Raw genomic sequence first — 13,601 nt, forward strand, 5'->3', positions numbered from 1 at the left:
GGCGCGGCATCACCCCCCCCGCGCCCCGGTCCAGGCGCGGTCCGGCGTCCATTGCGCCGCCCACTGGGGAAAGCGGTCGGCCGGCATGGGGGGCGCGATGCCGAACCCCTGGGCCAACTCGCAGCCGAGCGCGAGCAGCATCACCCCCTGTTCGGTGGTCTCCACGCCCTCGGCGATGACGGTCAGGTCGAAGGCCCGCGCCAGACCGATGACGCCGGAGACGATGGCGTGATCCTCGGCCTCGCGGACCATGTCCAGGATGAACGACTTGTCGATCTTCAGGGTGTGGACCGGCAGCAGCTTGAGATAGGTCAGCGACGAATACCCGGTGCCGAAGTCGTCCAGCGCGGCGTGCACACCCAGCGCCCGGCAGGCGTCGATCAGCTTGGTGATCAGGCGCAGATCGTTGATGGCGGCGGTTTCGGTGATCTCCATCTCCAGACAGAATTCGTGCAGCCGTCCGGCCGTGCGCAGGTGCTCCTCCAGGCGGGTGACGAAGTTGGCGCTCTGCAGGTGGCGCGGCGCGACATTGACGCTGACCGCCACATCCAGGCCGATCCGGCGCCACATCTCCATCTGGCGCAGGACCTCGCCGATGACCCAGTCCCCCAGGGCCACCATCACGTCCTGATCCTCGATCAGCGGCAGGAACTCGCCGGGCGGCAGCAGGCCGCGTTCGGGGTGGTGCCAGCGGACCAGGGCCTCGGCGCCGACCACCCGGCCGGTGCGCATGTTCACCTTGGGCTGGTAGTGGACCACCAGTTCGTCGTCGGTCAGCGCGCGCTGGATGCGCTTGATCATGCGCTGCTGCTCGACGATGACCGCGTCCTGGTTGTCGTCGTAGAAGAAGTAGGTGTTCTTGCCGAGCTGCTTGGACTTGTACATGGCCTGATCGGCCTGCCGAAGCAGGGTGTCCGTGTCGGTCGCCCGCGCCGGATACAGCGTGACGCCGATGCTGGCGGTCACCGTGACCTGATGGCCCTCGATGGAGAACGGGCGGCTGACGGTGGCCAGGATGCGTTGCAGGATGCGGATGCAGGCGGTCTGGTCCTGCAGGTCGGCCAGCAGAATGATGAACTCGTCGCCGCCCAGGCGGGCCACCGTGTCGTTGCCGCGCAGGGCGTCGCGGAATCGGTCGGCCAGTTCCACCAGCAGTTCATCGCCGGCGCCGTGGCCGTGGGTGTCGTTGACCGGCTTGAAGCCGTCCACGTCCAGGAAACACACCGCCAGCACACTGTGTTCGCGCTGGGCGCGGGCGAGGGACAGCTTCAGACGGTCATTGAGCAGCACCCGGTTCGGCAACCCCGTCAGGGCGTCGTAATGGGCGATGCGGTCCAGCTCCGCCTCGTGCCGCTTCACGGCGGTGATATCGACCCCGACGCCCACGTAGTGCGAGGGATGGCCGCAGCCGTCCAGCACCGCCGAGATGGTCAGTTGCTCCGGAAAGACCTCGCCGCACTTGCGCCGGTTCCAGACCTCGCCGCGCCACAGGCCCTCCTCGCGCAGGGCCATCCACATGGCGCTGTAGAACTCCGGCCCGTGGTGCCCCGACTTGAGCAGGGAGGGCGTTCGGCCCACCAGCTCGTCGCGGTGGTAGCCGGTGATGCGCACGAAGGCGTCGTTGACCTCCAGGATCACATTGTCGGGGTCGGTGATGACGATGCCTTCCTGGGTGTTCTCGAACACGCTGGCCAGCAGTTGCAGGCGCACCTCGGCCTTCTTGCGGTCGGTGACGTCCTGGAAGGTCACGGCGAACTGCCCGGGCGCGGGTCGGAACGCCCGCACCTCGAACGCCTTGTCGATGTCCTGGCTGTGCATCTCGAAGGCATCGGGTTCGCCGGTCAGGGCGACCCGGCCATAGCGCTCGATCCAGGCCCTCTCGGTGCCGGGCAGCACCTCCCGCACGCAGCGCCCGATGAGATCGTCGGCGCGCAGGCCCGTCATGGCCTCGAAGGCCGGGTTGACGGCCAGGAAGCGGTAGTCCACCGGGTGGCCGGCGTCGTCCAGGATGATCTCGTGCAGCGCGAAGCCGTTGATCATCTCGTTGAACAGGGTCTTGTACTTCTCCTCGGCCAGCAGGCGCTGACTCTCCGCCTGGGCCTCCTGGGCCCGGCGCCGCTCCGTGGTGTCCTGCAGGGTCTCGATGGCCCCGATCAACTCGCCGTCCAGGCCGTGCAGCGGCGCCGCCGTGAAGAACAGCCAGCGTCCGCCGCCGGGGAAATGGGGGAAGTAATCCTCGGCCTCGAAGGCGCCCTCGATGAACGACGAGGCCGTGTAGCGGCCATAGTAGCGGTCGTAGTCGGCGCAGCGGGCCTGGTCCAGGATCAGGTCGGCCATCACCGGACGCGGGTGGCCATAGAAGGCGCGCCACTGGTCCCGGGTGCCGATCATCTCTTCGGCCGGGATGCCCATGATGATCTCGCAGGCCCGGTTCCAGTGCGTGACCCGGTGTTCGGCGTCGATCACGAAGGTCGGCACCGGGTTGCCCTGGATGATCTCGGTCAGCAGGCGCTGGCTGGCCTCGCGCTCCATGGCCGGGATCTTGTGGGCGGTGATGTCCACCAGCGTCTGGACGGCCCCCACGAGGGCCCCCGCGTCGTCGTGCAGGGGGGCCGCCGCCCCGGACAGCCACCGGCCCCCCTGGGGCAGGGCGGGATAGTAGCCCTCGGAGTCGTAGGCGCCAGGGATGGACGAGGGCCAGTGCGTGTCGGGAAACACCGGCGTGATGCCTGTCCCGGCGGCCTCCGCCAGCACCAGATCGGCCAGCAGCGGCCGGGCCTCGGGATGGAAGACGCGGCGGTGATCCCGTGTTCCGGCCACGGTGTCGGGCGGCACGCCGGTCAGCTCGGCGCAGGCTTGGTTCCAGTGGACGACGCGATGGTGGACGTCGAGAACAAAGGCAGCAATCGGCAGGCGGCCGATCAGGCTGATCTGGTGACGGTACATGCCCCCCCCATCCGGTCGTTGTCGTACACCCGTTTTGTCTGCAGGCGTGCGCACTGATCCCCCAGGCCGATTGAGGATACTCTACCGCATTCATCCCGGCGTCACGACTGGGCGATTGTTCTGGGGGGCGCGGTGGAGGGCGCGGCGACGGGGCGATGCCACAAAAAAAAGGGGCCGCGCAGAAGCACGGCCCAAGTTTAGGGAGGAAACGTCCAAGATACACAACACGGCTTCGCGGCGCGAAGGGACCCCGTGCTGCAATGCGAAATATGACCCAGCCGGACGCGGCTGTAAAGGGGAAAATTAAAAAATATCAGTGCCTTCTTTCTATGCTGCACTGCAAAAAGTTTGAGCACATCAGGGGTTCGAGCGGCCCGCGCGCGCCCGCAGTCCGAGGCGACCCGGCCCACGGTCGGCCCCCGGCCCACTGTCGGCCCCCGGCCCACTGTCGGCCCCCGGCCCACCGTGCGCCACGCCCCAGCGGGACGAATCGCCCGCGCGTCGCGGGCGGCGTGCCACGGGCGCATTCCCCCGAGCCCTCGTATCGTGTATACGCCATATCACTATGGTCGGACGCATTGCGCATTCGCAACGCCCCATCATTTCCAACGGGTCCATCGCTGGCCGACCGTTGCCGACGCGCGACAGTCACCAGTGATCTGGCCCCAGGCCGCGACCGGGCGGATGGCCGGCCCGCCCCCGCGACCGCTTCATCGGAACGCACCATGCCCCTGATCGAATGGACCGACCGGATGAGTGTTGGCGTGGAGGCTCTCGACTCCGATCACCAGCGCCTGATCGGGCTGCTGAACCAGCTCGACGCGATCATACAGGGTACGGAGTCGGAGGCTGCGCTGCCCGGACTCGTGCACGAGCTGGTGCGCTACACCACATACCACTTCGCCAGCGAGGAACGGATGATGCGCCTGGCCCGCTATCCGGGGCTGGACGAACACCTGCGGGCCCACACCGACCTGCGGCGGCGCATCGTCAGCTTCGAACAGAAGTTCCTCACCGCCCCCGGCACGGCCGCCGACGCGGTGCCGCTGTTCGAGTTCCTCTCGGAGTGGCTGACGCGCCATATCCTCCAGGAGGACATGCGCTACCGGCCCTACATGGTCAAGGAGTCGGCCTGACCCTCCGCCGAGCCTGCTCCACCACCCGACGGGCCACCACCCGACGGGCCGCCACCCGGGGGCGGCGAGCCCCGCCGCAGCGAGACGGCGGCGGCCCCCAGCACCTCCGCGCCGACCGCCTGGACCAGAGCCAGGCCCAGCACCTGCACCTTGACCCAGTCCGCCATGTCCCGCGCGCCCAGGCTGGCGATGGTGCGGGACACCTGGCGCTGGGTCTCCTCGTCCACGTCCTGCGCCATGGCGAGGCAGTAGATGACGAACGGGCCGCTGGCGGTGGCGAAGGGCATGCCGCCCATGGCCCGGCGCACGAACGCCGCGCGGGCCGCCGGGCTGGCGTCGTCGGGATCGCCCAGGCTCTCGTCCGTCCCCGAGTCGTCGCGGCCCAGCGCCCCCCGCAGATTGTCCACCGCCGTGCGCAGCGCCTTGCGGCCGACGATGTTCATCAGCAGCAGGCCAAGGGTGCGCACCTTGATGGCCTCGGCGGTTTCGTCCTTCTCCAGGCTGGCAAGCTGGGTGGCGATCTCGTGCTGTTCGGCCGGTCCCACGTTCTGCATCAGCGTGAAACAGTACGGCACCAGCCCCGTGCGGGCGCGCGCGAAGTCGATGCCAGCCATGATGCGGTCGATGTCCTCGGCGCGCTGGGCGGCGAGCCGCCGGTCGGTGGCCCGGTCGGCGAATCCGGTGATGGTCTGCAGAATGAAACTCGGCCCCACGGGCACGTCGGTGTCGTTGACCCGGACCGAGACCAGGGCCGTGCGCAGGAAGGCCATGGCCGACAGGCCGGCCAGCAGGATGTCGCCCGCCCGCCCCTCCAGGCCGGCGCCGGCCGTCACGTCGGGAAACCAGGTGGTGAGCGCATACCAGGCCGCCACCGAGGCCAGCGCATTGACCGCCATGTAGAGCGCCGCGCTGGCCGTCCACAGGGCGAGCAGGGGCGCGGCGCGGTAGCGGGCCATCAGTTCGGTGGTGCCGACGGCGGCGCCCAGCAGCCCCGCCAGCGCCGGATCGAGCCAGGCGAACGCAACCGGATCCGCCATGGCGTTGCCTCCGTCGGGTTCGGCTCAGTCGCCGGCGTGGGCCGCCACGATGCGTGCGCCCGTGTCGGTCAACCGGAAGCGCCGGGTGCCGTCCTCGTCGGTGAGCGGCTGCACGGTGCCCAGGAACACCTGATCCTTGAGCGTCGGCAGCAGGGTGTCCACATCCAGCCCGGTGGCCTGCACCAGGGCGGCGGCATCCGCGTGGCCCTCGGCCAGGGCGGCCAGCACCAGATCGGTCGGTCGGGCCCCGGCCGCCTGCGCGGGACCGGGCAGCGGCGGTGTCGGCGGCGGTGGCGGCGCGGCCTGGGCCTCGGCGGCGTTGCCCGGCGCCACCTCGGGGGTCGGGCGCACCCCGCCTTCGCCCAGGGTCCGCGCCATGGACTCGAGGAAATCATTCACCGCATTGCCCCCGGGGGCCTTCCGGGCGCCGGCCGCGCGGCGGCCCCGTTTCTGCTCGGTGAGCTGGCGGGTGGTGTCCAGATAGGTGCCGAAATAGTCGAAGCTGCGCATGGTCGGCCGCCCCTGCTCGCGGGCCGCCGGATGCGGACGCCACATGGCGCCCGCTCTCGGCCCTCCCCTTGAAGGTAGGGCGAACGGTCCGGTCGCACAACGGCGGTCGGGTGGGGATTACAAGCCCTCGAACAGCGGCGTGGACAGGTACCGTTCGGCGAAGGACGGCAGGATGACCACGATCTGCTTGCCGGCCATGTCGTCGCGCGCGGCCACCTCCGCCGCCGCCGCCAGCGCCGCGCCGGACGAGATGCCCACGGGCAGCCCTTCCAGTTTCGCGACCTCGCGGGCGGTGGCGAAGGCGGTCTCGTTGCCGATGCCGATCACCTCGTCATAGATGCCGGTGTTCAGGATGCCGGGCACGAAGTTGGCCCCGATGCCCTGGATCTTGTGCGGGCCGGGCTTGCCGCCCGACAGCAGCGGGCTGTCCTCGGGCTCCACGGCGACCATGCGGACCGACGCTTTCCGGGCCTTCAGCACCTCGCCCACGCCGGTGATGGTGCCGCCGGTGCCGATGCCCGAGATCACCACATCCACGGCGCCGTCGGTGTCGGTCCAGATTTCCTCGGCGGTGGTGTTGCGGTGGATCTCGGGGTTCGCCGGGTTCTCGAACTGCTGCAGCATGATCGCGCCGGGAATGCTGTCCACCAGCTCGCGGGCGCGCGTCACCGCGCCGTTCATGCCCTGGGCCGGCGGGGTGAGGTCCAGCTCGGCGCCCAGCAGGCGCAGCATCTTGCGGCGTTCCACCGACATGCTCTCCGGCATGGTCAGGATCAGGCGATAGCCCTTGGCCGCGCACACGAAGGCCAGCGCGATGCCGGTGTTGCCCGACGTGGGCTCGACCAGGGTCGCACCGGGCTTGATGCGGCCGTCGGCCTCGGCGGCCTCGATCATCGCCAGACCGATGCGGTCCTTGACCGAGGCCAGCGGGTTGAAGAACTCGCACTTGCCCAGGATGTCGGCCTTGGCGCCGTGGGCCTCGCCGAAGCGCTTCAGGCGCACCAGCGGCGTGGCGCCGATGGTGTCGGTGATGCTGTCGTAGACCCGGCCGCGGAACTCCGTGCCGGCGGTGGGGGCGGTCGCGTCCATGATGTTCTCCATATCAAACACGTGAAACTTTTTTCAATGCGTGTTGGGCTTGTATTTAGGCGACGCGGGCGGCGATGAAAAGGGGGTCCGCGGTCCGGCGGTCCGATTCCGTCGCCCGCACCGATGCGCCCGGCGCCCCGAGGGACCGGCCCGCGCCGATTCGCCCTGCGATGGATGGGCGCCTGTGCTACGCTGGAACCAGACCAGCGGAGGGGTTCCGCCCTCCGGCGGAGACGGAGTCGTCAAAAGGCGGTGTCATGATTTTGTATGCCCTGCGATGCGATGGCGGACACACGTTCGAGGCCTGGTTCCGGGATGCGGCGGCCTACGATCGTCAGGCCGAGGCCGGTGCGGTCACCTGTCCCGTCTGCGAGAGTCGGGGCGTGGAAAAGGCCATCATGGCGCCGCGACTGGCACGGCATCACGGGGCGCGGTCCGAACCGTCGGCGAGTCCCCCGGTCCCGGATGCGTCGGGTCCGGCGGAGTCGCTCCCCGCCGGGTCCGATTCGGCGGACGCGGGGCCGGAACAGGCGCCCGTACCCTTGACCGGCAGCCCGGGCGACGGATCAGAGCCGGCGGCGGACCTGCGCGCCCTTCGGGCCTTCGTCGAGCGCACCTGTGACGATGTGGGTGATCGGTTCGCCGAAGAGGCGCGGCGCATCCACTACGGCGAGACGGATCCACGCGCGATTCGCGGCGAGGCGACGGCCGATGAGGCCGAATCCCTGCGAGACGAGGGAATCGCCTTCGCCAGCCTGCCGTGGAGCCGGCGCACGAACGCGTAATCCTGATCGACGACGAATCGGCCGCGTCCGGTTTCGTCCCAACGGTCATCGTCGGAGGCCGTCGGGATCGGGACGAAAGCCGGCCGCTCAGCCCCAGAAACGAAAACCGGCGGCGCGAGGGTATCGCGCCGCCGGTCGCTGAGAGGTGCTGGACGTGGCTGAGTCCGAGGAGGAAGACAGGGAACGGTGTACCGTGGCGCCGCGCTGTGGTCCCGATGGGGGCTCCTGCTGACGGAGGCGTCCGGATCGGGAGTCGCGCGGTTCTGGAAGACCCGAACCCCTTTACCGTGACACCCCGCCGCTAACGGGGCCCCGTCCGCCCCATTACAAATCGGTAATGCCGGAGTCGAGGGGGGTCCTATGGCCCATCGGGAGCCCCCTGGGATTGCGCCCGACCATGGGATGCCCGAAAAGGGGATCGCGGGGCCGGGGTGTCAACGGAATATGACAGGTCATGTGAAAACCTGTGTTGACACTCCGGCGGCAATGTGTGAAAACAGCACTCGGGTTGTGGAGATCGCTTGTTGATCCCGGGCCGCTCGCTTCTCTCCCTCGGGGGGGACGGGGTACCCAAACAGGGACATCGGGCGAACCATTCACCGCAATCCAGATCGGATTGTAGGATCCATCTTTGCTGAGGGGAAATACAATGGCTGATGCACCTGCCGTGACGAACTACAAGAACCTGAACCGTACCGGCCTGACCGACGACGAAGCGAAGGCTTTCCACGCCATGTTCCAGCGTGGCGGCCAGGTCTTCTTCGCGATCTGCCTGCTGGCTCACTTCCTGGTCTGGGCGTGGATGCCCTGGTATCCGGCCGCCGGCTGATAAGCGGATCTTCCGTTCTTATCATCCAGTAACCTGACCTAGCCAAACACTACAGACCGTGGAGAAAGCTGATGCTTCCGAACTTCTTTAACGAAGACTGGCGCTTCTGGCAGATCGTGTCCCCGAAGGAAGGCTTCGTTGCCACCTTCATCGCCATGTTCGTCCTGGGCATCGTGATCCATCTGGCCGTCCTGTTCGGTTCCGACCGTTACGCGACTGCCTGGATGGGCTGATCCGGTTTGCACCGGCGTCCATGGGGTGGCTGACCCCATGGGCCCGGTCGACCAGATTAACGGTCTTCGGACCGTCTGATGATATCGCCCGGCGGCGTCTGCCGCACCGGGCGATATCTCTGTTTGGGCCGCCTGTTCTCAAGACTCTCCTCTCTTTGCCCTCTCCCGTTCGGGAGGCAGGGAGACCCGCCCGATGCCCCGCGGGCCACGGGACCGCCCCGGCCTCGGGCCTGATCCCCGCCCGACCGCGCCCGCGCCACACCGCGCCACACCGCGCCACACTGCGGCGGACGCGATCAGCCGACCGTCTCCGGCTGATCGCCCATCAGTAAGACTGGTCCGGTGACCAGAGACGCCGCCCCTCGTGGTCGGCCACGGTTTCCACCCGCACCCGCCCTTCGGTCAGCCACAGAGCGTGGGCCCCGCCCGCCGCCAGGGCGCTCCGGTCGATCACCCGCGCGCGGGTGCCGCAGGACGCCGGGGCCGGCAGCGGAGTCACGATCACGTCCGCCCGCCCGCAGTCCTCGGCCAGCGCCGCCCGATGCCAGGCGACGGCCACCATCACGCCCGCCCGCACCAGCACGCAGCCGCGCGGATCGCACCGCAGCCCGTCGTCCGCCGTGGCCCGGCCCGGCTCCGGCCACGACTCCGCGCTGGCGCCGCCGGCCCGCTCCACCCACAGGTCGCGCGCGAATCCGTCCGCCCGCCCTGGCGACAGCAGCAGGCCGCCGTCCGCCGCCCGCACCGCCACCAATCGGCCCGACTCGTTCACCAGCAGGTCCGGGCCCGGCCGCGCCCAGGGACTCGCGATTCCGACGGCGATGCCGAACACCCCCAGGACTCGCCACGGCCGCCGCCACAGGCACAGCCACAGGCCGCCCAGCACCAGCGCCGCCAGACCCCACACGGGCGCCGCCGGCACCAGCGGGTGCGCGCCCGGCCAACCCGCGACGGCGGCGGCCACGGCCGCGATGGCGTCCAGGCCCCAGCCGAGGGGCGCCAGCGCGAGTCCCTCCAGGCGCAGCGGCGCGAGCAGCAGCGCCGCCAGCAGCCAGGGCATGACCCACAGGCCCATGACCGGCACCGCCAGCATGTTCGCCGCCAGTCCGTAGACCGCGACTCGGTTGAAGTGAGCGGCCGCGAAGGGCAGCGTCGCCAGTCCCGCGACCAGACTGGTCAACAGCACACCGCCCAGATAGAGCAGCACCATTCGCCCCAGCCATCGGCCCGCGCCCGCGCCTGCGCCGCCGCCACGCGTCCGCCAGGCCCCCAGACGGGGCGCGGCGGCCTCCCAGGTGGCGACCAGCGCCAGCACGGCCGCGAACGACATCTGGAAGCTCGGCCCCAGCAGCGCCTGCGGCTGGGTCGCCATCACGGCGACCGCCGCCCAGGCCACCATGCGCGGCGAGATCGCGGTGCGGTTCAGCAGCACGGCCACCAGCACCAGCGCGGTCATCATGAACGCCCGCTGCGCCGGGACGTTGGCCCCGGACAGCATCAGATAGACGGCGGTCCCCGCCAGCGCGAACACGGCGCAGGGCTTCTTCAGGTCCCAGCGCCCGGCCAGCGCGGGGATCAGCGCCAGTCCGGCCCGGCCGCCCACGAACAGCAGCCCCGCGATCATGGACATGTGCAGGCCGGATATGGCCAGCAGGTGCGCCAGCCCCGCGCCCCGGAACGACTCCAGCACCGACTCGGGCACGCCGCCCCGGTCGCCGGTCGCCAGCGCGGCGGCCAGCGCCCCCGTTTCGCCCGGCAGGCCGTCGCGGAAGCGCGCCGCCACCGTCTGCCGCGCCTGCTGGGCCAGGGCGGACAGCCGATCGGTCAGACTCGGCGGCGGCACGGGGGTCCCCACCGCCGCCCAGGCGCCGACGCTGAAGCCGACGGCCCCCAGGCGCTCGAACCAGGCCCGGCGCGGGAACTGGAACGCGCCCGGCGCGGCGGGCCGGGGCGGCGGCGAGAGAATCGCCCGCACCGAGACCCAGGCGCCCGGCACAGGGGCGTCACCCCGGGTGGCGGTGACTCGCACGCGGGCCGGCGTGCCGTCGCGGGACCAGCCGGCGAGGGCCACCCTGTCCAGGGTCACGCGGTGGCCGCCGTTGGCGCGGGCCTCCACCTCGATGACCCGGCCGGAGACGGCGATCGGCCCGATGCGCTCCGCCAGCACCGGGGCGGCGACGGTGTGGGCGCGCTCCTGCGCGGCGACGAAGCCCACCGTGGCCGCGCCCAGCGCCAGCAGCAGCGCCGTGATCCAGGCGGCCCGGCGCGCCACCGCGATCAGCACCAGCACGCCGGCGGCCATCGCCGCCCCGGTCCAGCGCGGCGGTTCCTCGGGCGAGGCGAAATAAAGCGCGACCCCCAGCCCCACCGCCACCGGCAGCCACAGCGGCCAGCGCACCCGCTCGGCCTCCAGGGTCTCGGCCAGCCAGCGGGACAGGGCCGTCCAGTCCGGCATCGCGACCCAGGGGGAGGGGGCCGCGACGGCGCGGGACGATCGGTTGGGCCGGCGGGGGATCATGCACACACGCCCTTTGATGGCACACCCAGGCCGGCAGCATAGCATGGGCGTCGGCTGACCGTGCCGACTTGCACCCAACCGTGCGTATCTCGTTGCTGCCACAAACGGAGGCTTCGATTATCCTCGGGACATGCGCATCGTCATTGACACGAATGTTTTCGTTGCCGCCTGCCTCGGGTCTGGACCATCGAACGATGTTCTTGGGCGGTGCCTGACCGGGACACTGACACCGCTGATGGGCTCCGCACTGTTGGCCGAGTACGAGAGCTTGCTGGGGCGCGAGGACGTTTTCCGCGCGGCTCCCCTGGATGCCGGCCAAAGGGCAGACCTATTGGATATCCTGCTTGCGTCAGCCCAATGGGTGCGCATCAATTTTCTGTGGCGTCCAAACCTGAAGGACGAAGCCGACAACCACCTCGTGGACCTCGCGATTGCGGGCGGCGCACGATACATTGTCACACGAAAGGTGAAGGATTTCTCCAACCCGGACCTTCGCCTCCCAGACCTGTGGATTGGTCTGCCTGAGGTCTTTCTGAAGGAGTTCGCGCCGTGACGGCCATGACCATCCACGTGTCCGACGGAACCCGCCAACGCCTGGAAGACCTAGCCCGACGGCGCGGGACCTCGATCGACCGCCTGATCGACGACATGGCGACGGAGATGCTGGCCGAGGCCGACGCGGAAGCGCGGTTCCAGGCCCGGGCGATGCGTGGGGCCGGACGGGCGGCCGAGGGCCTCCGCCTGTTGGCCCGAGCGCGCGATGCTGCCGGCGAGGCGTGATCCCGGCCCACCGGATCGTCCCACGCCACGTCCCTATCCGGACGCCCCCTCCCCACACTGCTGCGCCCGACGTCGGCATATGGTACAGAAAGCCCCCGCCGGGTCCCAGCGCGCACCGCATGGCTGCGCGCCCCGCGTGGATTCGCCTGATTCCTTCCGACCGACGCACCGTCGAGGCCCCATGACCGTCGTCACCCGATTCGCGCCCTCTCCCACGGGCTTCCTGCACATCGGCGGCGCCCGCACGGCGCTGTTCAACTGGCTGTTCGCCCGCCATCACGGCGGCCGGTTCCTGCTGCGCATCGAGGACACCGACCGCCAGCGCTCCACCCCCGAGGCGGTGGAGGCCATCTTCGAGGGCCTGCGCTGGCTCGGCCTGGACTGGGACGACGAGCCCCTGTTCCAGTTCAGCCGCGCCGCCCGTCATGCCGAGGTGGCCGAGGCCCTGCTGGCGGAGGGCAAGGCGTACCGCTGCTATGCCTCGCAGGAGGAGTTGGCGGCCATGCGCGAGGCCCAGAAGGCCGCCGGGCAGCCCATGCGCTATGACGGCCGCTGGCGCGACCGCGACCCGGCGGAGGCGCCGGAGGGCGTCAAACCCGTCATCCGCATGAAGGCCCCGCGCGAGGGCGAAACCGTGATCGAGGACCAGGTGCAGGGTCGGGTGACCGTCGCCAACGACCAGCTCGACGACATGATCCTGCTGCGCTCCGACGGCACGCCGACGTACATGCTCTCGGTGGTGGTGGACGACCATGACATGGGCATCACGCACGTGATCCGGGGCGACGACCACCTGACCAACGCCTTCCGGCAGTCGCAGCTTTATCGGCTGATCGGGTGGGAACCGCCGACCTTCGCCCACATCCCGCTGATCCACGGCCCGGACGGCGCCAAGCTGTCCAAGCGGCACGGCGCGCTGGGCACCGAGGCCTATCGCGACATGGGATTCCTGCCGGAGGCCATGCGCAATTATCTTTTGCGCCTGGGCTGGGGCCATGGCGACGACGAGATCATCAACGATGCCCAGGCCGTGGACTGGTTCGACCTGGACGGCGTGGGGCGGTCGGCCGCCCGCTTCGATCTGGTCAAGCTGACGGCGCTCAACGGGCATTGGCTGCGCCACGCCGACGACGCCCGGCTGGTGGATCTGGTCGCGGGCCGCCTCGGCCACACCGTGAACGAAGAGGGGCATCGCCGCCTGCTGGTGGGCATGGCCGGTCTGAAGGAGCGCGCCAAGACCCTGGTGGATCTGGCCGAAAGTGCGGCATTCTATGTGCGGCCGCGCCCGCTGGTTCTGGACGACAAGGCGCTCAAGCAGGTCTCGGGCGACGGCGCGGCGACCCTGGCCCAGCTGCGCGCGCGGCTGGCCGCGCTGGAGCCGTGGGACCGCGAGGCCCTGGAGGCGGACGCCCGCGCCGCCGCCGAGGAGTCGGGCCTCAAGCTGGGCAAGGTCGCCCAGCCCTTGCGGGCGGCCCTGACCGGCAGCACCGTCTCGCCGCCGATCTTCGAGGTCATGGAGATCCTGGGCCGGGCGGAAACCCTGGGGCGGCTGGACGACGGCCTGAACCAGACGGCCAACGTCTGAGTCTGACCGGCGATGCACCGGACTCGTCTGGTTCATCGCCTCCGCCGCTTCGCGGCGCCGGCCCAGTCGGGCCGGCCGGCCGACAAAAAGGTCACCCTTTTGGTCAGCCGGTCTGATCCGCCGGATCAAGAATTTTTATTTCAAGCGGTCGTG

The 13,601-nt window shown here is 70.0% G+C and carries 12 protein-coding genes; 7 read left to right on the forward strand and 5 right to left on the reverse strand.

Annotated elements, in window-relative coordinates:
• Positions 1-9 precede the first annotated feature (9 nt).
• The gene (locus GHC57_RS08390) at positions 10-2,946 is read right to left on the reverse strand and encodes a bifunctional diguanylate cyclase/phosphodiesterase (protein WP_153343131.1); all 2,937 of its coding nucleotides are present in this window, start codon (positions 2,944-2,946) and stop codon (positions 10-12) included.
• A 725-nt stretch (positions 2,947-3,671) separates the two neighbouring features.
• Between GHC57_RS08390 and GHC57_RS08395 the strand changes: the two genes are divergently transcribed.
• On the forward strand, positions 3,672-4,082 hold the full coding sequence (locus tag GHC57_RS08395) for a bacteriohemerythrin (RefSeq protein WP_153343133.1): 411 nt from the start codon (positions 3,672-3,674) through the stop codon (positions 4,080-4,082).
• On the opposite strand, the gene GHC57_RS08400 is transcribed toward GHC57_RS08395, so the two are convergent.
• From GHC57_RS08400 to cysK, 3 genes are all read right to left on the reverse strand, one after another.
• Entirely contained in the window at positions 4,058-5,119 is a 1,062-nt protein-coding gene (locus tag GHC57_RS08400; RefSeq protein ID WP_153343135.1) for a hypothetical protein, read from the reverse strand. The two genes, GHC57_RS08395 and GHC57_RS08400, sit on opposite strands and share 25 nt — an antisense overlap.
• 24 nt (positions 5,120-5,143) lie before the next feature.
• A complete protein-coding gene (locus GHC57_RS08405) occupies positions 5,144-5,674 on the reverse strand; it encodes a hypothetical protein (protein ID WP_153343137.1) in 531 nt (176 codons plus the stop codon).
• A 72-nt stretch (positions 5,675-5,746) separates the two neighbouring features.
• On the reverse strand, positions 5,747-6,718 hold the full coding sequence (gene cysK / locus GHC57_RS08410; protein ID WP_170294763.1) for a cysteine synthase A: 972 nt from the start codon (positions 6,716-6,718) through the stop codon (positions 5,747-5,749).
• Between the two features lie 257 nt (positions 6,719-6,975).
• Between cysK and GHC57_RS08415 the strand changes: the two genes are divergently transcribed.
• The 3 genes from GHC57_RS08415 (at position 6,976) to pufA (ending at position 8,565) form a co-directional block, all read left to right on the forward strand.
• Positions 6,976-7,503 (forward strand): DUF1178 family protein, encoded by a 528-nt coding sequence (locus GHC57_RS08415; protein ID WP_153343139.1) that lies wholly within the window; start codon positions 6,976-6,978, stop codon positions 7,501-7,503.
• Between the two features lie 649 nt (positions 7,504-8,152).
• Positions 8,153-8,332 carry a light-harvesting antenna LH1, beta subunit gene (gene pufB, locus GHC57_RS08420; RefSeq protein WP_153343141.1) on the forward strand — a complete coding sequence of 60 codons (180 nt, stop codon included), beginning with the start codon at positions 8,153-8,155 and terminating at the stop codon, positions 8,330-8,332.
• A 71-nt stretch (positions 8,333-8,403) separates the two neighbouring features.
• Positions 8,404-8,565, forward strand: coding sequence for a light-harvesting protein (gene pufA / locus GHC57_RS08425; protein WP_153343143.1), 162 nt, complete (start codon positions 8,404-8,406; stop codon positions 8,563-8,565).
• Positions 8,566-8,890: 325 nt separating this feature from the next.
• Here pufA and GHC57_RS08430 read toward each other — a convergent pair whose 3' ends face one another.
• Positions 8,891-11,083 (reverse strand): ComEC/Rec2 family competence protein, encoded by a 2,193-nt coding sequence (locus tag GHC57_RS08430; protein ID WP_170294764.1) that lies wholly within the window; start codon positions 11,081-11,083, stop codon positions 8,891-8,893.
• A 130-nt stretch (positions 11,084-11,213) separates the two neighbouring features.
• Between GHC57_RS08430 and GHC57_RS08435 the strand changes: the two genes are divergently transcribed.
• The 3 genes from GHC57_RS08435 to gltX all read left to right on the forward strand — a co-directional run bounded on the left by GHC57_RS08435 (position 11,214) and on the right by gltX (position 13,448).
• The gene (locus GHC57_RS08435) at positions 11,214-11,636 is read left to right on the forward strand and encodes a putative toxin-antitoxin system toxin component, PIN family (RefSeq protein ID WP_153343146.1); all 423 of its coding nucleotides are present in this window, start codon (positions 11,214-11,216) and stop codon (positions 11,634-11,636) included.
• The gene (locus tag GHC57_RS08440) at positions 11,633-11,863 is read left to right on the forward strand and encodes a hypothetical protein (protein ID WP_211369152.1); all 231 of its coding nucleotides are present in this window, start codon (positions 11,633-11,635) and stop codon (positions 11,861-11,863) included. The genes GHC57_RS08435 and GHC57_RS08440 overlap by 4 nt, the downstream gene beginning before the upstream one ends.
• Before the next feature lie 181 nt (positions 11,864-12,044).
• Positions 12,045-13,448, forward strand: a complete 1,404-nt coding sequence (gene gltX, locus GHC57_RS08445; protein ID WP_153343148.1) for a glutamate--tRNA ligase — start codon at positions 12,045-12,047, stop codon at positions 13,446-13,448.
• The last annotated feature ends 153 nt before the right edge of the window (positions 13,449-13,601 follow it).

It is taken from the genome of Roseospira navarrensis (genome assembly GCF_009601025.1).
Lineage (GTDB): Bacteria > Pseudomonadota > Alphaproteobacteria > Rhodospirillales > Rhodospirillaceae > Rhodospira > Rhodospira navarrensis.